Origin of the sequence: Mediterraneibacter glycyrrhizinilyticus (assembly GCF_015560805.1) — a bacterium.
Taxonomy (GTDB): domain Bacteria; phylum Bacillota; class Clostridia; order Lachnospirales; family Lachnospiraceae; genus Schaedlerella; species Schaedlerella glycyrrhizinilytica_A.
The window spans coordinates 183,071-204,151 of record NZ_JADMSO010000004.1; the positions used below are offsets into that span (position 1 = coordinate 183,071).

19 protein-coding genes are annotated in these 21,081 nt (G+C 45.8%); 1 reads left to right on the plus strand and 18 read right to left on the minus strand.

Annotated features, from left to right (window positions below; translation table 11 throughout):
* Window positions 1-18: 18 nt before the first annotated feature.
* The 5 genes from mutS to I2H87_RS06070 all read right to left on the minus strand — a co-directional run bounded on the left by mutS (window position 19) and on the right by I2H87_RS06070 (window position 7,853).
* The gene (mutS, locus tag I2H87_RS06050) at window positions 19-2,679 is read right to left on the minus strand and encodes a DNA mismatch repair protein MutS (RefSeq protein WP_330611497.1); all 2,661 of its coding nucleotides are present in this window, start codon (window positions 2,677-2,679) and stop codon (window positions 19-21) included.
* Between the two features lie 269 nt (window positions 2,680-2,948).
* The gene (locus I2H87_RS06055; protein ID WP_195609521.1) at window positions 2,949-3,917 is read right to left on the minus strand and encodes an aldose 1-epimerase family protein; all 969 of its coding nucleotides are present in this window, start codon (window positions 3,915-3,917) and stop codon (window positions 2,949-2,951) included.
* Window positions 3,918-3,932: 15 nt separating this feature from the next.
* Window positions 3,933-4,856 carry a class II fructose-bisphosphate aldolase gene (locus I2H87_RS06060; protein WP_195609522.1) on the minus strand — a complete coding sequence of 308 codons (924 nt, stop codon included), beginning with the start codon at window positions 4,854-4,856 and terminating at the stop codon, window positions 3,933-3,935.
* Window positions 4,857-4,883: 27 nt separating this feature from the next.
* Window positions 4,884-6,395: an FGGY-family carbohydrate kinase gene (locus I2H87_RS06065; RefSeq protein WP_195609523.1), complete on the minus strand. Its 1,512-nt coding sequence runs from the start codon at window positions 6,393-6,395 to the stop codon at window positions 4,884-4,886.
* 54 nt (window positions 6,396-6,449) lie between these two features.
* On the minus strand, window positions 6,450-7,853 hold the full coding sequence (locus I2H87_RS06070; RefSeq protein ID WP_243273887.1) for an L-fucose/L-arabinose isomerase family protein: 1,404 nt from the start codon (window positions 7,851-7,853) through the stop codon (window positions 6,450-6,452).
* 179 nt (window positions 7,854-8,032) lie between these two features.
* Between I2H87_RS06070 and I2H87_RS06075 the strand changes: the two genes are divergently transcribed.
* Entirely contained in the window at window positions 8,033-8,881 is an 849-nt protein-coding gene (locus I2H87_RS06075) for a PocR ligand-binding domain-containing protein (RefSeq protein ID WP_195609524.1), read from the plus strand.
* Between the two features lie 32 nt (window positions 8,882-8,913).
* On the opposite strand, the gene I2H87_RS06080 is transcribed toward I2H87_RS06075, so the two are convergent.
* The 13 genes from I2H87_RS06080 to carB form a co-directional block, all read right to left on the minus strand.
* Entirely contained in the window at window positions 8,914-9,330 is a 417-nt protein-coding gene (locus I2H87_RS06080; protein ID WP_195609525.1) for a putative ABC transporter permease, read from the minus strand.
* A gap of 90 nt (window positions 9,331-9,420) precedes the next feature.
* Window positions 9,421-10,896 (minus strand): tRNA (N6-isopentenyl adenosine(37)-C2)-methylthiotransferase MiaB, encoded by a 1,476-nt coding sequence (gene miaB / locus I2H87_RS06085; RefSeq protein WP_195609526.1) that lies wholly within the window; start codon window positions 10,894-10,896, stop codon window positions 9,421-9,423.
* A gap of 27 nt (window positions 10,897-10,923) precedes the next feature.
* Complete coding sequence (locus tag I2H87_RS06090; protein WP_022151447.1) at window positions 10,924-11,106, minus strand: DUF4250 domain-containing protein; 183 nt, start codon at window positions 11,104-11,106, stop codon at window positions 10,924-10,926.
* Window positions 11,076-11,660, minus strand: coding sequence for a 5-formyltetrahydrofolate cyclo-ligase (locus I2H87_RS06095; protein WP_054704637.1), 585 nt, complete (start codon window positions 11,658-11,660; stop codon window positions 11,076-11,078). Before I2H87_RS06095 ends, I2H87_RS06090 begins: the two co-directional genes overlap by 31 nt.
* A complete protein-coding gene (locus I2H87_RS06100; RefSeq protein ID WP_022151448.1) occupies window positions 11,635-11,859 on the minus strand; it encodes a DUF896 domain-containing protein in 225 nt (74 codons plus the stop codon). Before I2H87_RS06100 ends, I2H87_RS06095 begins: the two co-directional genes overlap by 26 nt.
* Window positions 11,860-11,929: 70 nt before the next feature.
* The gene (locus I2H87_RS06105) at window positions 11,930-12,289 is read right to left on the minus strand and encodes a hypothetical protein (RefSeq protein WP_009266225.1); all 360 of its coding nucleotides are present in this window, start codon (window positions 12,287-12,289) and stop codon (window positions 11,930-11,932) included.
* A gap of 159 nt (window positions 12,290-12,448) precedes the next feature.
* The gene (locus I2H87_RS06110) at window positions 12,449-14,125 is read right to left on the minus strand and encodes a putative polysaccharide biosynthesis protein (protein WP_195609527.1); all 1,677 of its coding nucleotides are present in this window, start codon (window positions 14,123-14,125) and stop codon (window positions 12,449-12,451) included.
* A 15-nt stretch (window positions 14,126-14,140) separates the two neighbouring features.
* Window positions 14,141-14,638: an rRNA maturation RNase YbeY gene (gene ybeY, locus I2H87_RS06115; RefSeq protein WP_195609528.1), complete on the minus strand. Its 498-nt coding sequence runs from the start codon at window positions 14,636-14,638 to the stop codon at window positions 14,141-14,143.
* Window positions 14,635-15,633 (minus strand): PhoH family protein, encoded by a 999-nt coding sequence (locus tag I2H87_RS06120; protein WP_117550110.1) that lies wholly within the window; start codon window positions 15,631-15,633, stop codon window positions 14,635-14,637. The genes ybeY and I2H87_RS06120 overlap by 4 nt, the downstream gene beginning before the upstream one ends.
* Window positions 15,608-16,915: a sporulation protein YqfD gene (locus tag I2H87_RS06125; RefSeq protein WP_195609529.1), complete on the minus strand. Its 1,308-nt coding sequence runs from the start codon at window positions 16,913-16,915 to the stop codon at window positions 15,608-15,610. Before I2H87_RS06125 ends, I2H87_RS06120 begins: the two co-directional genes overlap by 26 nt.
* 32 nt (window positions 16,916-16,947) lie before the next feature.
* Window positions 16,948-17,244, minus strand: a complete 297-nt coding sequence (locus tag I2H87_RS06130; RefSeq protein ID WP_195609530.1) for a YabP/YqfC family sporulation protein — start codon at window positions 17,242-17,244, stop codon at window positions 16,948-16,950.
* Window positions 17,245-17,322: 78 nt separating this feature from the next.
* Window positions 17,323-17,673, minus strand: coding sequence for a hypothetical protein (locus I2H87_RS06135; protein ID WP_022151611.1), 351 nt, complete (start codon window positions 17,671-17,673; stop codon window positions 17,323-17,325).
* A 169-nt stretch (window positions 17,674-17,842) separates the two neighbouring features.
* On the minus strand, window positions 17,843-21,067 hold the full coding sequence (gene carB / locus I2H87_RS06140; RefSeq protein WP_195609531.1) for a carbamoyl-phosphate synthase large subunit: 3,225 nt from the start codon (window positions 21,065-21,067) through the stop codon (window positions 17,843-17,845).
* Window positions 21,068-21,081: the final 14 nt, after the last annotated feature.

Sequence of the window (21,081 nt, forward strand, 5' to 3'; positions counted from 1 at the left end):
GGCGCGCCTCCTTTTCTACTACCAACGGTTTTTTAACTTGTTCTGCAGACGATAGATCGTATTGAGTGCATCGATCGGCGTCAGGTTTCCGACGTCAATATTTTTTAATTCTTCCAATACATCGTCATCTTTTACCGTGTCAAATAATGAAAACTGTGCCAGATCCATCTCGTCATATTTCTTTGGTTTTGCTTTTTTCTTTGCTACGGAATCTTTTCCTCCGACAGCGATCTCGCTGACACGGATCGTAATATCTTCGTTGACCAGTTCTTCCACGATTTCCTTGGCACGGTCGATCACAAGATCCGGGACGCCGGCTAGTTTTGCAACCTGGATACCATAACTTTTATCGGCTCCGCCTTTGACGATCTTTCTCAGGAATACGATGTCGTCTCCCTTTTCTTTGACGGCAATACAGTAATTATTGACGTTGTCAATCTTGCCCTCCAGTTCTGTCAGCTCATGATAATGCGTCGCAAACAATGTCTTTGCACCGAGTAATTTGGAATCGCTGATATATTCCACAACCGCCCATGCGATCGAAAGTCCGTCGAACGTACTTGTTCCGCGTCCGATTTCATCGAGGATCAAAAGGCTTTTTGACGTCGCATTTCTTAAGATATTGGCAACTTCCGTCATCTCCACCATAAACGTGCTCTGCCCGGATGCAAGGTCGTCGGACGCTCCGACTCTTGTAAAGATCCGATCCACCAGTCCGATATCAGCCTTGGCTGCCGGTACGAAAGAACCGATCTGCGCCATAAGCACGATCAGAGCCGCCTGCCGCATATAAGTAGATTTTCCTGCCATATTCGGTCCGGTAATGATGGAAACACGCTGTTTCTTATCATCAAGGAGCGTATCGTTGCAAATAAATGTCCCGTTCGGGATCATCTGCTCCACAACCGGATGCCGTCCGTCTTTGATGTCGATCTTTCCGGATTCATTGATCTTCGGGCGGACATAATTATTCCTCTCTGCCACAAGTGCTAAAGAGGAAAAGACATCAAGCGCAGCAATCGCCTTTGCGGTTGTCTGGATCCGTTTCACTTCCGCAGCGATCGTATCCCGGATCGTACAGTACAGCTCGTATTCCAGCGCATATAATTTATCTTCCGCACCGAGGATCGTATCTTCCAATTCTTTCAGTTCGGGCGTGATATAACGCTCTGCATTGGCAAGCGTCTGTTTCCTTGTGTAATAATCCGGAACCAGCTCTTTATAAGAATTGGTCACTTCCAGATAATAACCGAAAACTTTATTGTATTTGATCCTTAATGTCTTGATACCTGTCTTTTCCCGTTCGTCCTGTTCCAGTTTTGCCAGCCAGTCTTTGCCCTCGGATTTGGCACGACGCAGCGTATCGACTTCTTCGTTGTAACCGTCGCGGATGATGCCGCCCTCTTTCATCGCCAGCGGCGGCTCATCGGCAATTGCATTCTGTACAAGGGTACAGAGATCTTCCAGCGGATCCAGTTCTGCATAAATATCTTTCAACAGAGAGGAATCCATCTCTTCCAATAAATAGCGGATTGGCGGAAGCATGGACAAAGAACCGGCAAATGCAGTCAGATCCCGCGGATTGGCAGTTCCGTATGTAATGCGGGTGATCAGACGTTCCAGATCATATACCGGAGAAAGGTACTCGCGGATCTCTTCCCTTGAGATCGCTGATTGCTTTAATTCTTCCACCGCATCCAGCCGTCTTAAAATCTCCTGCTTTTCGATCAGCGGCTGTTCGATAAATTTCCGGAGCGTGCGTGCTCCCATCGCTGTTTTTGTCTTATCCAATACCCAGAGGAGAGAGCCTCTTTTCTGTTTTTCCCGCAATGTTTCGCACAATTCCAGATTTCTGCGCGTGGAACTGTCCAGCATCATATATTTTCCGGTCGTATACGGTGTGATCCGCGTCATATGCGACAGATCATTTTTCTGCGTTTCCAGCAGATATTGGAGCAATGCACCTGCACTTAAAACGCCGCAGTCGTAATCGGAAAGACCAAGACCGGCAAGGGATGAGACTTTAAAATGTTCCATCAGTTTCTCACGGCACGCCGTGTCGTCAAAGTACCAGGATTCCAACGAATATACAGCCATATGAAACCGTTCTTTCAAGTCTTCGAGATCCAGTCCGCTCATATAGAATGCTTCATTGCATATGATCTCCGACGGCATAAAACGGTAGATTTCATCTTTTAATTTTCCGCCGTCCGGAAGTTCCGTCACAAAATAATCGCCGGTTGTGATATCCGCAACGGAAACACCGTAGCGGTCTGCAATGTATACGATACACATAATATAATTGTTCTTTGTCTCATCGATCGCCTGAGCATCCAGGATCGTTCCGGGCGTAACGATCCTAGTCACTTCTCTCTTCACAAGCCCTTTTGCCTGTTTCGGATCTTCCACCTGGTCGCAGATCGCGACTTTATATCCTTTGGCGACCAGCCGGGTCAGATAACCGTCAACCGCATGATATGGGACTCCGCACATGGGAGCCCGCTCTTCCTGCCCACAGCTCTTTCCGGTCAGCGTGATCTCCAATTCTCTGGATACCGTAATGGCATCATCAAAAAACATCTCGTAAAAATCGCCGAGACGATAGAATAAGATGCAGTCTTTATATTGTTCTTTCGTTTCCAGATATTTCTGCATCATCGGGGTAAATGTACCATTCATATGTTAATCTCCATATTTATCTAAGAATCAAACATTTGCATTTTTAAGCGTGCTCTTAATCATAGCAAATTTTAGAAATCTTTTCAAGCAGACCCAATGTTTTAATCATGTTATGTATTTTTGTTGTATCGTTTCTAAAAACTTTCCGGATACCGGAAAAGATATATACAGAGAGTTGAATACTTCTCGAAATTTGTCATAGAAAGAAAAAAATGCATCTCTATACAGAATTGTCTTGCAGACGTATTCCGGTATAGAGATGCAATAATTTATTTTTCCACCATCTTCACTTTCACCTGATACGATTTCTTTGCTCCCGGCTTCAGGAACTTCAACATCCCCGTCTTCCGCATTACATTGCGTCCGTCCGGATAACAGTTCCCGCATTCCAGTCCGAGCACATAATCCCGTACGCCCATCATCTTCCACTCTACAAATCCATCCAGTTCTTTTGCATCAAAACGGATTTCCAATCCGATGCCAAGCTTGGGCTGAAAGATGGATGCTTTGCCGTTCTCGTCGGCAAATCGATGATAGTAACACCGCTCCTGATATCCTGCCTGTGGTTTTTCCATTCGCATCCAGTTTGCAATATCTGCCTCAGCATGAGCATCTCTTGCCCGTACCTCTGCGGCCGGAATCATGACAATACTGTCCTCATCCAACAGTGGATATCCCATGTTCATATGATACAGGATTTCCAATGGTTCTGTTTTATCTCCGGTATTTTCTATCGTATCACAGATGTAAAATACATTCTCAGATTTAGACACTTTGATCGTCCGGTTCAGCCGCAGTTTCCTGCCGAAGATAGTTTCATCTTTCACCAACACATGAACAACCAGTTCTTCCTCATTCTCCTCCCGGTATGTATACTCCGCCGGTTGGTTTGCGATCGTGCCGTGCAGCGGAAGTTCTTCCCCCTCATCGACACATGGCGACCCCACCGCTGACAGACCGCATGTAGTCAGATATCCCGCTGTAAATGATTTCAGCCAGTTTGAGCCCGTTGACTCATAATATACCGGAGCTACATATCCACAGGGAGACAAGTAACTCATATTGATTCCTTTGAATCGAAGTCTGGATATATCTCCAGCCCGATCCGGAGTGATCGTCAGTTCCAGTCCCTTTCCGTTATTTACTTCGATCAATCTCATGCCATCGCCTTTACCGCCTATCAGACGATGTTCTTCTATCCCGCCTGTCTGGGAATCATGTCCGATATATGGATTCATTTGCCTCACCTCACATTATTTTCTCATCGCAAAAATTTCCATTGCCTTTTTACAATTTTCTTTCATCGCCGCAGTTCCCCACTGTACAATGTCGTGGTACATCATAGGTGTGTCTTTTGCACTTTCGACCAGAGAATAGCAGTATTTATATTTTTTCCCGTTCTTTTCCACAGGAATACATCCCATACGGAACTGGCTGGCAATCTCTTCTCCCCCGGCGATCGCCATATAGGTGTAGTAGTTCACCTTACGGACACCGCTTTCGATCGCTGTTCGAAACTCTTCCGGGCTGACGCCGGAACCACCGTGCATCACAACCGGAATGTTTACTTTTTTGCGTACGTTTCGAACAACATCAAAATCCAGCTTCGGTTTGGTTATATACACTCCATGTGTCGTTCCGAAAGAACATGCAAGCGCATCAATTCCTGTTGCTTCCACAAATTCTTTTGCCAGATCCGGATCGGTATATATCTTGTCCGGATCTGCTCCGACTCCGGCGCTTCCGGATCCTGTTTCCCTTTTTCCCATACAGCCGATTTCCGCTTCCACGGATGCACCGGTCTGCTTTGCAAAGGATACGACCATCTGCGTATTCGCCGTATTCTCTTCAAACGGAAGTATGGAACCATCATACATCACGGAGGTAAATCCGATATTCAATGCTTTGCATACATAATCCAGCGTCTCACCGTGATCAAGATGTACGCATACCGGTACTTTCGCTTTTTTCGCCAGTTCCAGCATGATCGGTCCGATGATCTCGATCGGCATGATTTCTTCATGCACTTCTGCATGCTGGATGATTACCGGCACGTTCAGTTCTTCTGCCGCTCCGATCACCGCCATGACGGATTCCAGATTCGGCGTGTTAAAGGATCCCACCGCACACTTTCTCGCTTCACACAAATTCAAAATCTGTTTTAATGTCACTAACATATTCGATCTCTCCTGTTTTTTATATTCCTACCCCACCAGTGGACGTACCGCCCGATACAGTTCTCGGTATCTTCTGTAAATATTTGCATACTGCTCTGTCATTTCCGGGTTTGGTTCATAAGTCTTTGTTTCTCTGACCATATGCGCTGCCGCATCCTCCAGATTTTCATAGCAGCCGACTGCGATTCCTGTCAGCATCGCGCTTCCTACTGTTCCGGCATCGGCTGTTTTCAGCGCCGTGATCGGAACATTCAGTGCATCTGCTTTCATCTGCATCCATAGTTCGGATTTCGCGCCGCCTCCGGTCGCGTGCAGCTTTGTAAAATGAAGCCCCGAATCTTCCAGACATTCCATATTCAACATCATTTCGTACACAACACCTTCCATGCATGCCCGATAGATCTCACCTGCGGAGCTGTCCGTTGTAAGACCTGCGATCACCCCTTTGGATCCGGTGTCCATATACGGAGTTGCAGCTCCCGCAAAATGAGGAAGTACGAGAAGTCCGGTCGGCGCTTCTGCTTTCAACTTGTTTTCCCGAAGATATTCTTGTTCCAGATATGCATTCACCGAGATTCCGGCTTCTTTCGCCAGTTCTTTTTCTTTTTTTGCCAGTGTATCCACACACCACTGGATCAACGCGCCGCCTGTATAAGAAAAGGCGTAGGCTACATATTTCCCCGGAATCACATAGGGAACAACTGCATAATTGCCCTCGTACATCGTCTCCAATTCGGGAAGTTCGTCATAAACAGGCGTAATACACTCTACCGTTCCCGCGCCGTCAACCGCTTTATCCGAGTCAAACACACCGGAGCCGACCGCCGCCGCCACCTGATCGTGACTGATCGATATGATCTGCGTATCTGCCGGCAGACCGGTTGCTTCTGCAATTTCTGTCCGGATGTGTCCTGCCGAAGTTCCCGTCGGCACTGCTTTTGACATCAGCTTCCTATCAATCCCTGCCAGTTCAAACATCTCTCTGCTCCATTGCAGACTTGTGATATCAAACGCCATAGTTCTGGTCGCAAGTGAGTAATCAATCTGCGCCTTTCCGGTCAGCCCGAACACAACATAATCTTCCATAAGGAAAATATGTTTTGCCTGCGCATAAATCTCCGACCTGTGTTTTTTCATCCACATCATTTTTGAGATACTGTACATCTCATGCGGCTTCAGCCCTGTAATGGACGCGATTGTCTTACCACCCATTTTCTCTGTCAGAACGTTACATTCCTCTGCGCCTCTCGGATCGGTATAAAGCATTGCCCGATGCAGAGGTTTTCCCTGCTCATCTGTCATTACAAATGTTTCTCCGAAGCTTGTCACGCCGATTCCTGCGATATCGTGATACTTTGCCGCGATTTCCTTAATTACTTTCAGAACTGCCTGCATGATATTCGCCGCATCGATTTCATGCTCGCTTACGCCTCTGCTTACCGGATAATCCTGATAGGCTTTGTCCAGATAATTGCCTTTCTCATCAAATACCGTGATCTTACATCCGGTCGTTCCGATATCTAATCCTGCTATCTTCATTTCCATCATCCTTTTTCATATATGCGAACGATCCTTTATCGATACGCCCTTTCCTTATTCATCGATATCTACCCAGTCATATCCCAGATATGTAGTAAATGCTTCTTTCAGAATCTCTTTCATATGTCCGACGCCGATCGATGTATGATGCTTAAATCCGCCTCTAGCCAGTTTAATAAGCTTATTCTGCAGATCCGGGATCTCTGCTACGCCGCCGCATCCGAAAAATGCATCTTCGATCGGATCTTCTGTAAACTTTGCTTCACTTGCATATACAAGGATCTTGCCGTCCTTTGTCTGACAATTGGTAATTGTCATATCAAATGGTTTGATCCGTCCCTCATTACATCCCCAGCCTGAACCCGGATCATTCTTTGCAAACATCTTATGCTCGGTTACCGTTCCTTTTCCGGTCATCAATGTCTGCGCAACCGGACCGCAGTGGAACAGGATCACCTTGTTCTCATCCTCTCCATAGTTGTTATTCCAATCCAGAACGGTTGTCGGCTGTTCACTGGCCAGATGCATAGCGCGCATGGTCAATGCGGAACACATATCGATTTCACAGGATGCCACAATACCTCTGTCATTTAATTCGCTGAGCAGTACGCACGGACATACGCGCATCTCCGTCTCCATTTCGTTCCAGCAGCGAAGTGCCAGTGCATCCAGATGATACTCCTCGATATACTCATCAATCACAACAGAAATTTTTGCCAGTGTCAGCATGTTGCTCTCCGGCACTTTCGTGAAATCACTGTAATCTTTTAAACGTTCGATCTTCGCCAGCACTGCCGCATCATCGTCGGCTTTCTGTCTTACCTTGAAAAATACTTCTGACAGATCGAAAGATTCCACATTGATTCCATATTTCTGCATGGTGATCTCATCAAAACGAACCGTCTTAAAAGCCGTTGTTCTTGCCCCGATGCATCCGATATTAAAACGTTTCATTCCATTTACCACACGACAGATCGCTGCAAAATCTTTCAGATTCTGCGCAAATGCTTCCGAAAGCGGATGTACCACATGTGGCTTCATCACGGTAAAAGGAACCTCATATTGTGTAAACACATCCGTTACAGAAAACTTTCCGCAGTACGCGTCTCTTCTGTGTGCAAAATCCATCTTGCCGATCTCATCCGGATATGCCTGCATCAAAATCGGCACTCCTGCATCCTGCAGCGCTGTAATCGCTCCGTTTTCATCCGCAAAGATCGGCATGGAGAAGATCACGCCGTCATACTGTCCTTCGTGTTCCTTAAGCCACTTCGCATAAAGAAGCCCCTCGTCTCTTGTCTCCACACCACCATAACGGGTCAGCTCCGCATCCATTGCAATGTAGTCATATCCTGCCTCCGTCACTGCCTTGATCATATCCTCCCTTGCACCGTAGATCAATTCTCCCGGCATAAAACCTCTGTTACAAAAACAAAGCGCAAATGTCATTTTTTTCATATTCTGTGACCTCCTGTTTCACCTTATAATAGTTACCGTTTTCCTACATTTATTGTATAAAATCATATTGGTTCCATATAGAGAGTTTTGTTCTTTTTACTTTGATTTTGTTCGGAGACATGGTAAAATAACAGAAGTTTGAATTGATTGTTTGTTTGAGGAACCGGAGGACTGACCACATGATTTCCACGTTTGACCTGACAAAACTAAATGCTTTATTAAAGGACTTCTATACACTCACACATATTCGCATCACCGTATTTGATGAGACTTTTCGTGAACTGGCTGCTTATCCGGAGCAGATCGCGCCATTTTGCCGTATCATACGTACAGATTCCCATGCAGCCTTGAATTGTAAGATGTGTGACCGGCATGCTTGTGAAACAGCTGCCGGACGGCGCACAGCCTATACATACCGTTGTCATGCCGGACTTACGGAAAGTATCGTTCCACTATATCAGAGCAACCTATTGATCGGTTATCTTTTTTTCGGACATGTATTTCCATATGAAACACACGAAGACGGCTGGGAATCGATCGAAGCACTTTGCAGACCATATCATCTGGATATGGATGCATTGAAATCTGCCTGCTGGGAGCTGCCGTTAATTTCAAAGGATTTTATCACCTCTGCTTCTCATATCATGCAGGCGGTCGCTTCTTATCTGTGTCTGGAGAGAATGGTCATATTACGTCAAAAGGATCTGCCGGTCCAGATCGACGAATATCTTTCGGAACATTTTACGGATGAGATCGATACCCCCTCCCTTTGTGAATATTTTGGAATCGGCAAAACAACACTCTATGAAATATCCAAACAAAACTATGGCGTAGGAATTGCAGAGCACATCCGTTTTTTGCGTATAGAAAAGGCAAAGGCTCTTCTTTCTAAATACCCGCAAATGCGGATCAGCGAGATAGCCTCTGCCTGTGGTTTTAATGATTATAATTATTTCTGCACTGTATTTAAGAAATTAGTCGGGATACCTCCAAAACAATATCGCAAATCTGATCCCAACCAGACTTAGGTTCCCCAAAAAATTATTTCAGCAAAGTCAGTTTATAACACATGAAACTGAGGTTTTTCTTCCCCGTATAACCAATAGAGCAAATAGGCGGCAAGAAAGATCCCAAGCACACAGAGTCCGGAAAACAAGATCGTAAACGGAAGACAGATCTGCCCGAAGAGCTGAAACGGCTGGTCCGAATAATCCCATACATTCCACTGCATCCATTTGTTGACAAAGATCCCGGTAATAAATTCTCCGGAGGTCACAAAAACCGTACAGCGAAGCACCTGCTTCCAGAGCGGTGTCTTCCATCCGTTCTGAAGTCCCTGCCAGGCAAAGAAGAGAAAGCAGAATCCCCCCAGCAAAAACATAGACCAATGCGAATAACCGCGAAACAAAAGTTCCACGGCATAATAAAGCGTACCGCCTAATGTCCAGCAGAACAGATACTCACTGACTCTTTTCATGAAAAAAACGCCCTCCTGTATATGAAAGATTTGCTTTTGCTTTCTCTTTCATAGTGTGGACGTTTTTCTTAAAATTATAGTTGGAAGTTATTACTGCACAGACTCCGTGATCTCACCGATATAATAAAATCCGCGGCATTCTTTTAATGCAACCGGAACGATCTTTCCGATCAGAGAGAGATCTCCCGGAAAATGAACAAGCAGATTATTGCTCATTCTTCCGGTCATCAGATGCGGATCGTGATCATTCTGCTGTTCTACCAAAACTTCTTGAATGGTATCCTTGTATACACTGCACGTTTCCGCTGAAATCTGCTGTACCTCTTTCAGCAGTCTGTTAAAACGATCGGTCACAACATCTGCCGGAACCTGATCTTCCATCACGGCAGCAGGAGTTCCCGTACGTTTGGAATACTGAAATGTAAACGCGCTGTCATAGCGGACTTTTTGCACTACATCCATTGTTTCGAGGAAGTCTTCTTCTGTCTCTCCCGGGAATCCGACGATAATATCCGTCGTCAGGGAAATATCCGGTACTGCCCGGCGGATCCGTTCAACCAGATCCAGATATTGTTCCTTTGTATACCGTCGGTTCATTTTCTCCAGGATCCGGGTGCTTCCGGACTGTACCGGAAGATGTAGGTGTTTGCAGATCTTTTTAGAGCGTCCCATGACCTCGATCAGTTCGTCGGACAGATCTTTCGGGTGAGACGTCATGAAGCGAATCCGCTCCAATCCCTCTATTTTTTCAATTTCAGTTAAGAGCTGTGCAAAGGTCATCGGCTCTTCCAGATTCTTTCCATAGGAATTGACGTTCTGACCAAGTAGCATGACTTCAACTACACCATCGGCAACGAGCATCTCGATCTCACGGATGATATCTTTCGGATTCCGGCTCCGTTCTCTTCCGCGCACATACGGCACAATGCAATAACTACAGAAGTTGTTGCATCCAAACATAATATTGACGCCGGATTTGAACGGATATTTCCGCTCACTCGGCAGATCTTCGACGATCTTATCCGTATCTTTCCAGATATCGATCACCATACGGTTTGATTCCAACCTTGTGGCGATCAGCTCCGCAAACTTATAAATATTATGCGTTCCGAAAATAAGATCTACGAAACGATAGCTCTTTTTCAGCTTTTCTACCACTTCCGGCTCCTGCATCATACAGCCGCACAGACCGATCAACATATGCGGATTCTGTTTCTTGATCCGGCTTAGCTGACCGAGGCGTCCGTATACACGCTGGTTCGCATTTTCCCGGACCGTGCATGTATTGAAGATCACAAAATCCGCTTTTTCTTCCTCCGCTTCTTCCTTGTAGCCGATCTGCTCTAAAATCCCGACCAGCTTTTCAGAGTCCCTTGCGTTCATCTGACAGCCAAACGTTGTGACACAAAAAGTCAGCGGGCGGCCAAGCTGTGCTTCCTGCTTTGCGACAAGCATTCTTGCTTTTTTTATAAAGTAGAACTGACGCGCAGGCTCCTCTGCCGGAGCAGGTTCGTTCAAATCCATTGTTTCCAGAAATTCGCTTATCTTTTGATTCTGATCAGACATGATATTTCTTCCTTTCCGATATGTTTATCATACAAATTGATTTCTCTCAGCGTCGTATTCAAAATCGATCGCATCCAGTTTTGCTTCCAGATATTCTTTTGATATTTGCAGATCTTCACAAAGAAGATCCAGATTTTGATAATAATCACGTAATTTCGTGTTAATAACACTTAACAGGATCATAGGATCTCTTGGTAATTGCTCTGACATAATATTCCTCTTTCTGTAACAACAAACTCCACCGGAACATCGTGGGATTCTGCCGGAATTGTTTTCACACATTGTGTGGAAAATGCAAGCCCGATCCGACGGTATTCCGGATGTTTTTTCAAATATGTATCATAGTATCCTTTTCCGTATCCGATCCGGTTTCCACATTTGTCAAATGCGGCGCCGGGAAGAATGACAAGAACCTTTTTTCCCTCTGCAAGTGTCTCCGGTTTCCCGACCGGCTCTAAAATATTCCAGCATCCAGGAGCGAGTTCTTTCATGGATCGAATAAAATAAAATCCCATATCATGGGCGCCTTGCACTTTCGGAACCGCAGTCTTTTTCCCACACCGCCATGCCGCCGAAAAGATTTCATTTGTCGGGACTTCTGTACCATGAGAAACATAGCAATAGATTTCTTCCGCCCAAAGAAAAAGCGGATGCGAGATCACTTGCTCCGCTATTTTCCGGCTGTATTCACGACGCATATTCTCCGAAATCCGACCTCTTTGCGCAAGCGCCTGTTTTCTAATTTGCTCTTTTTTTTCGGTCAAATTTATCCCCCAGATTTGTAATACTTCCGTCTTTTTCCTGAATATCAATATTGTCAAGCTGACTGCGCAGGTTTCTGCGGATGCTCTCGATATATTCCGCACGAAGCAATTTCTGTTCTTCTTTTTCTGCTTCTGTCAGTCCCTCAGCTTTTGACTTCCGATATAATTCATTGATCCTTGCAATTTTCAATTCATCCATTTCAAAATTCCTCACTTTCTCTAATTGCATATCATACACTATTTGAGGAATTTCGTCCAGATGGATTTTTCTAACTGGAGTAGTTTTCCAAAAAACCATACAGTTCTCTCGTCGTCTCCACATATTTTCCGGTCCGCACAGCTTCCTGCACTTCTTTCGGAAGTGACGAACAGGAGATCTCGGTCAATTCATACAACGTTTCTCCGTCACTCAAATAAACCGCCACATATCCGTGCAGTTCTTTCAGATAATATCCCTCGTTCTTTGTCGTCTCTCCTTTGGTAGAAATGAACTGCGTATTTTCTTCTTCCACGGTCTTCGCTTCCTGCTTGTCCATCCTATACTGATAACTGAGCTGATATCCGATCGCAAGAAGTGATATGATCAGAAAGAATGCCGCAAAAAAACCGATACTATATCTTTTTTTCATAAGGACACACTCCTTTTTTCTAATAGTATCGGCTTTTTCTTTCTTTTTATTCTTATAATGCCGGAACCGGAAATGCCATGTGTTTTCAGGATATCCGGTTTCCTTAGCGTCAGTGTACAAGAGGAAATACGCCTTGTACACCGACGCTATTGATTTTTTCTAATGCCCCGGAAGCAAATGCAGTTTCTTGCATATCCGGTAAATCGCATCCCCTTTTGGCAATGCGGTAAAATCTTTTTTTGAAAGCGTGCCAAGTTTCAATACGACGACCGCATAAACCGGCATGGCGATCAAAATAGAAAGACCGGTTGCGACAAATCTTCCGCCGATCAGTACGTCGAACAATAAATGAACCACATAAGTAACAATTCCCATCACAAGCGCTGCAGTAAGTGGTTTCAAATAGGTTTTGTCGATTTCCTGACGATAACCGCAAGTCAGACGGATCGCACGGATATTCAGATAACACATACAGAGCGAGAAAATAATATTGCTCCCTACAAGTGCGTAAATATTCCATTTAAACACGATCAGCATAAGGAATAACGCCGCCAGATGGACGATCAGCGAAAGCCCTGCATTTTTTGCCGGCTCCGCCATTTTGTCAAGTCCCTGCAAGATCGAGTTTGTTACTGTCGATAAGGAGTACAAAACGACTGTGACAGCGCCGAGAGCCAGTGTCAGTGCCGGCGTTGTGTTGGCATCATTATATAAAAGGATCATCAACGGTTTTGCCAGCACAATAAATCCGATAAAACAAGGGATCGCGATCAGCATCGTCAATTTGATCGTCTGCTCGATCTTTCCGTGGATCTCTTTTTTATTTTTTGTGGCAGCAGCCATCGTAAGACTCGGGATCACCGATGCAGCAAGCCCGTTCGCCATCGCCAGAGGAATGTTGATCAACGTATTATACTTTCCGGTATAAATTCCCTGCAACGTCATATATTCTTTTTCGGTAAATCCCTGTGCAGCCATGATCTGATTGAAAAAGGACAGATCTAAAATCTGGTTGATATTATAGATCGCCGTACTGAAGATGACCGGAATGATTGTCAGGATCAATATTTTTAAAATATGACGGTAACTTTCTTTTTTCTTTGTCCGGTCTGCACGGATCTGCCGCCGGATCACTTTCCGGTAAATAAAAAATGAAAACAATAAAAACAGCAGTGCAAAAACAGCTCCGGCAACGGTTCCGAGTGTTCCTCCCGCCGCACCATATGCAGGACCGAGCAGTTCTTCGTTTCGTTTCTCTCCTGCCGCGATTCCGATCTTAAATAAAACGCTTGCTCCCGCGATACTTACGACCGCGTTGACGACCTGCTCGATGATCTGGGAAACTGCGGTCGGCATCATCGTCCCCAATCCCTGAAAATACCCTCGCAGCACACCAAGCAGCGCAACAACAAACAGTCCGACAGCGAGCACACGCAGCGCATAAGCGCTCAGCGGTGATTTCATCAGGTTTGCCGCGATCATATCCGCTCCGAAAAATACGATCAGAGATGCCAGCACGCCGACGATCACGGAAAAAACCAGTGATCCTAAGAAAACCCGAAACGCATTTCTCCGCTGGCGCATCGCCATCCGCGCGGAAACAAGTTTGGAAACTGCAGTCGGAAGACTCAAACTTGAGAGCATCAGCGCAAATGCATAGACTTCAAACGCGTAACCGTAAAATCCATTACCCTCATCGCCGAGAATATTCGTCAGAGGAATCCGATAGAGAGCGCCGATCACTTTTGTCATCACCATAGCGATCGCAAGGATCATACCCTGCATCAGGAAGTCGTCTTTCTTCCTCTTCTTTTGATTGGTATGTGGATCTGTCATAAGTGTCCTCCTGTATTACCGCGATATTTGTACTTTTTCCATGATCTCGCGCTGTTTTGCTTCCATGACCTGACGTTCATCCTCTTCCATATGGTCATAGCCGAATAAATGCAGCATACTGTGTGCGATCAGAAATGCAAACTCGCGAAGCGGAGTATGCCCGTACGCCTCTGCCTGTTCCAATACTTTTTCTTTGGAGATCACAATGTCTCCGAGCATCAGCTCTCCGGATTCCGGATTGAACGCTTCTTCGCCCTGTTCTTCAAATCCGGAAAACTCTCCCGGCGTCTCATATTCCAGCATCGGAAATGACAGCACATCGGTAGGCTTATCGATCTGCCGGAACATCCGGTTCATTTCCCGGATTTCATCATTTGTTGTCAAAAGCAGATTGATCTCTGCTTCATACGGACATCCGATATAATTCAGCGCTGCCTCTGTAACGATCTTTGCAGTCTCTTCTGTATCAAAAGACAGTGTGACTGCCCCCTCTTCTTCCATGTATAAACTCATGACTTCTTCCGTTTTGCGTTTGCTTTTGGCGCGCGCATTCCTTTCTTTTCGTACTCTTCATATGCTTTTACGATCTTCTGTACGAGTGGGTGTCTTACAACATCTTTGCTCGTCAGCGTGCAGATGCTGATCCCCTCCAGACCTTTGATCACTTTCACTGCCACATCCAGACCGGAAACCGTTCCTGCCGGAAGATCTTTCTGCGTGGAATCTCCGGTGATCACGACTTTGGATCCGAAACCGATCCTTGTCAGGAACATTTTCATCTGAGCAGGCGTCGTATTCTGCGCCTCGTCCAGTATGATAAATGCATTGTCCAGCGTTCTTCCGCGCATATAAGCAAGCGGCGCCACTTCGATCAGCCCTTTTTCCGAATTTTTCAAGAAACTTTCCGCGCCCATGATCTGGTACAGCGCGTCATAAAGCGGACGCAGATACGGGTCGATCTTGCTTTGCAGATCTCCCGGCAGAAATCCAAGCTTCTCGCCTGCTTCGATCGCCGGTCTCGTTAAAATGATCCGCTCTACTTCATTTTGCTTAAAAGCGGTGATCGCCATTGCCATCGCAAGATAGGTTTTTCCGGTTCCGGCAGGTCCCAGTCCGAATGTGATCATATCTTTTTTGATCGCATCCACGTATTTTTTCTGTCCCAACGTTTTCGGTTTGATCGGTTTTCCCTGAAGCGTATGACAGATCAGTTCGCGGTCGATCTCTACGATCCCCTCTTCCTGATCTTCAAAGACAAGGGATATGGCATAGTCGACATTTTGCTCGGTGATCGTGTTGCCACGTCTGGATAGCTCCGTCAGCTGGGTGAGAACCCGTCTGGCTTTCTCTGCGGACGCCTGCTCTCCTAATATTTTTACCTGCCCGTCCCGGGCGATCAATGTCACATGAAATGTACGCTCGATTTTTTTCGCATAAGCGTCAAACTGACCAAATACATTTTGTTCATGTTGTGTCGGTATATCAATCATCAGTTCCGATAGACTCATTGATTTCGTTCCTTTCAATTTCCAGTATTTCCGTATCCGCTGCCCTTGTGATCTGCTGATTCAGATACAAAGTTCCTTTGGCAGCGGCCAAATTTTCGTCCACATGTATTTTAACATCATTTCCGGAAATTTGAATACCTTTTTCCTTTAAATCTTCAGAAAAATGCTGAAAATGAAGCGATAAGATCTCCTGCACTTCCTTTTTCGTATATAAAGCCTTCTTTTCCGTATAAGATCTGATGTGGATTTTCCCATAAAAAACCGGGAGATAAAAGTTCTCGCCCAATTTAACTTGTTGTTCTGATGTATAGGTTTCCCACTTTTTATAAGAATGCCTCTCACTGCCGAATAAAATTTTCCCAAACGTCTTTTTCCCAAACGGGACTTTCAGATAAACAAGATCCCGCGTTCTTTTCGGATCATAGATTTTTTTCAAATAACTTCGGGAAATGGTATCTTCGTATTCCATCTGTGTATCCGCATAAATATCGGCATCGGCCTGTTCATACTGATATCCGGTCACTTCTTTCGCGTCGTTTAATATTTCCACACGACCGGTGACGAGGATCTGCCCTTCTTCTACGGTATCGCCCACATGCACAAGAGGCGTCCCGATCCGGGTGATCATCGAGGTGATAACGCCGTTTGCCGATGCGACCAGATCGGTTCCGGCTGCGGAAACAGTTTCCGCAGCATCTGTGAGCGGCTGATTTTCCGTCTCTTTTGGATTCCCCTGCAAAAAAGTGTCTTCGTTTTCTTTGATCTGGATCCTGAGACGGCTTCCGTCAATGGATGCGGACACCCAGATGATATCGTCATACTGCTGACGGATATCTTTTACGATCTGAGTACAGTCTATGTTCTTTTTTGGCATTCCGGGCGTAATATTTTTCGTCTCCAGAAATTCCAGAAGTGTCTCCTCGGTCCACTTTTCATTCCCCTCAAAATGGATGTCCCAGATATAGCCGGAATAAAAAAACAACAGTGCGGTGCATAGAAGCGCGCCTGCGGCAAATGCCGCGCGATACCTGTTCTGATGAAGAAAAAACGGAAGTCCGTATCGTTTGATGAGCAGCACTTTCGTATGTGTCTTACGGACGATCGGCCTGATCCTGCGAAATCCTTTTAAAGTCATATACATCTCATACGAATTCTGTCTGGATACCAGTCCCCATACGTCGATCTGCCGGTAACTGCAGAGATTTAAAAAACGCTCCGCAGAATATCCCTCCACCCTCACCTTTACATATCCGCCGAACAAACGGATCATTTTCTGTATCAAAAGCATTCTCCTTATCGCTGGATTTTTTCATATCAACCGCAAAATTCCAGAGAACTGATCTTCCCCGTAATTTTCATCTCATCATTGGTATAATATTCGATCTGAAGTTGTTTCCCTGACAAACGGATCTGCTTTCCTTTTGTCTGCACCCGGATCAACGTATCCGTATATTCTAAAATTCCCCGATAATTTTCTATGCAGACTTCAAAATTGCCGAGGATCGTCAGTACAGACGCGCCAAGCATAACATCTTTCGGCATGTTTGCCGCTGAAACGATCCGTTCTTTGATCGGTTCGTGATCTGTTTCATGCTTCATAAAAAATGCCATACACACACTCTTTATAAGCAATGTATGTATGGCACTTCTTTCCTATTCCTTTTTTGGCGGAACGGAATTATTTTAAGATTATTTCAGAATCTTTAAATTATAAAGTTCTTTTTTCTGTCCGGTCGAAAAATGTTCTTCTCTCATCTCCTTTAATTTCCACTCTTTCATCTGCAGTCTGTTCTGTCTTACATCTACCACAGGATATCTGGAGCCCTCTTCCTTTCGCCGGTTCTTTCCAAAGGATTCCAGAGCCATGATCCCATATCCGGCTCCGATCTCCAATTTTAGAGCTGCATAGCGGAAGAGATACCAGATCTTGTGGAAAACGTAATCTCTGCTGTCCACTCTTCCACGCATATACCACACAAAACCGACTGTCAGGATCAGAAGAAGCATCACCGTCAATAAAATCATCGTATTCTCTAACATATGCTCAGCCCCTTTCTTCAAAATGCTTTCTTCTATTTCTTTTATAGTACTGCCGGCGCATGTAATAGTCAATCTTTTTATGATTTTTTTACAAATTATCTGAAATATAAAAACTTCCCCATATATGCGTCTGATACACATAATGGAGAAGTTTTTATAAATCTGTTTTTTATTTGTGTTTGATCTCACTGTGCAGTTCCTGAAGTGATTTTACTTCGCTGCTTCCATGCTCTTTTACAGTAAGGATTCCTTTTACTGCCGCTTTTGCCGCCGCCATTGTCGTTACATACGGCACTTTCTTTTTGATCGCTGCTTTTCTCAAATAGCTGTCGTCGTTTTTGCTTTCTTTTCCGGATGGCGTGTTCACAATGATGTCGATCTTTTCATTTGTGATCAGATCCAGCATGTTCGGTCTGCCCTCCTGCAGTTTATTGATCTTTTCTGCTTCGATGTTATTTGCATGAAGCAGTTCACATGTATGCTTGGATGCGATGATCTTGAATCCGGCGCGTACAAAATCCTGTGCAACTTCCACAACTTCCGGTTTGTCGCGGTTGCTTACGGAAATCAATACGGTACCGTCCAGCGGAAGCTTCGTCTGGGTTGCCTCCTGCGCTTTGTAGAACGCTTCTCCAAAGGAGCGGGACAGTCCGAGTACCTCTCCGGTAGAACGCATTTCCGGTCCTAAGAGCGGGTCTACTTCCTGGAACATATTGAACGGGAATACGGATTCTTTTACTCCGTAGTACGGAATATCCTGTTCTTTCAGTTCCGGAACCGGAGACGGTTTTCCTGTCAGTTCGGATGTGACAATATCGATCGCAAGCGGTACCATGCGGATGTTGCATACCTTGGATACAAGCGGCACGGTACGGGATGCTCTCGGGTTTGCCTCCAGCACGAATACTTTTCCGTTTTCGATCGCATACTGCATGTTCATCAGACCTTTGACATGCATCTCTTCCGCAATCTTTCTCGTATATTCTTTGATCGTCTTTACATTTTCCTCGGAAATATGTTTGGACGGGATGATACATGCCGAGTCGCCGGAATGTACGCCGGCAAGTTCGATATGTTCCATTACCGCCGGTACGAATGCATGGGTTCCGTCGCTGATTGCGTCTGCCTCACATTCTGTCGCATGTCCGAGGAATCGGTCGATCAGGATCGGACGATCCGGCGTCACGCCGACTGCCGCATTCATGTATCCGACCATACTTTCTGCATCGTATACAACTTCCATTCCGCGACCACCCAATACATAAGACGGACGTACCATAACCGGATAGCCGATCTTTTCCGCGATCGCAAGCGCGTCATCTACGGTAACTGCCATTCCGGATTCCGGCATCGGGATCTCCAGTTTTTCCATCATCGCACGGAACAGATCGCGGTCTTCCGCCAGATCGATCACGGACGGAGCGGTTCCTAAAATCTTCACGCCGTTCTTTTCCAGATCAGCCGCCAGATTCAGCGGTGTCTGACCACCAAACTGTGCGATCACACCGACCGGTTTCTCTTTCTTATAAATGCTCAATACGTCTTCCAAAGTCAACGGCTCGAAATACAGTTTGTCAGATGTATCGTAGTCGGTAGACACCGTTTCCGGATTACAGTTGACGATGATCGTCTCAAATCCGAGTTTCTTCAATGCCAGTGATGCATGCACACAGCAGTAATCAAATTCGATTCCCTGTCCGATACGGTTCGGTCCGCCGCCTAAGATCATGATCTTAGGTTTTTCCGTGCTGACCGGATTTTTATCTTCTCCGTTGTATGTGGAGTAATAGTATGCGCTGTCCGGAGTAGCGCTTACATGTACGCCCTCCCATGCCTCTTCTACGCCAAGGCTGATGCGATGATTGCGGATCTCTTCTTCGCTGATCTCCAGGATCTGGCTTAAGTACTTATCGGAGAATCCGTCTTTCTTTGCCTGGATCAACGCTTCATCCGACGGAAGATGTCCTTTGCTGCGGATCAGAGCTTCTTCCTCTTCCACCAGTTCTTTCATCTGTTCGATAAAGTAATGTTTTACGCTGGTCAGCTCATGGATTTCCTCCACAGTGGCACCTTTGCGAAGCGCTTCATACATAATGAAATGACGTTCGCTGGATGCGGTGATCAGCATTTTCAACAGTTCCTCTTTGGATTTCTGATCGAAATCTTTTGCATGTCCGAGACCGTAGCGTCCGGTCTCCAGACTGCGGATCGCTTTCTGGAACGCTTCTTTGTAGTTCTTTCCGATGCTCATAACCTCGCCGACTGCACGCATCTGTGTTCCGAGCTTGTCTTCCACGCCTTTGAATTTCTCAAATGCCCAGCGCGCAAATTTGATCACTACATAGTCGCCGTCCGGAACGTATTTGTCCAGTGTTCCGTATTTGCCGCACGGAATATCTTTCAAGGTCAGCCCCGTTGCAAGCATTGCGGATACAAGCGCGATCGGGAATCCGGTCGCTTTGGATGCCAGTGCGGAAGAACGGGATGTTCTCGGGTTGATCTCGATGACGATATCACGGTCTGTCTTCGGATCATGTGCCCATTGTACGTTTGTTCCGCCGATCACCTGGATCGCTTCCACAATCTTGTAGGATTTCTCCTGAAGACGTTTCTGTACGTCCTCAGAGATCGTCAGCATCGGTGCGGAACAGAACGAATCTCCGGTATGTACACCGAGCGGATCGATGTTCTCGATGAAGCAGACTGTGATCATATTGTTGTCCGCATCACGCACAACTTCCAGCTCCAGCTCTTCCCAGCCGAGAATGGATTCTTCTACAAGCACCTGTCCTACCAGACTTGCCTGAAGTCCACGGGCGCAGACTGTTTTCAGTTCTTCTACGTTGTATACGAGACCGCCGCCTGCACCGCCCATCGTATATGCCGGACGCAGTACGACCGGATAACCAAGTTTGTCTGCGATCGCAAGCGCCTCGTCTACGGAATATGCCACTTCACTTCTTGCCATCTCGATTCCGAGACTGTCCATCGTATGCTTGAATTCGATACGGTCCTCTCCACGCTCGATCGCGTCAACCTGTACGCCGATCACCTGTACGTTATATTTGTCCAGCACGCCTGCTTTCGCCAGTTCTGAACATAAATTAAGACCGGACTGTCCACCGAGATTCGGTAACAATGCATCTGGTCTTTCTTTTGCGATGATCTGCTCGATCCGCTCCACATTCAGTGGTTCAATATATGTAACATCTGCAATTTCCGGGTCTGTCATAATGGTCGCCGGGTTGGAATTCACCAATACGATCTCATAACCGAGATTTCTCAATGCTTTACAAGCCTGTGTTCCTGAATAGTCAAATTCACAAGCCTGACCGATAATGATCGGACCGGAACCAATAATCAAAACCTTGTGGATATCATTTCTCTTTGCCATCTGTCTTCCTCCTG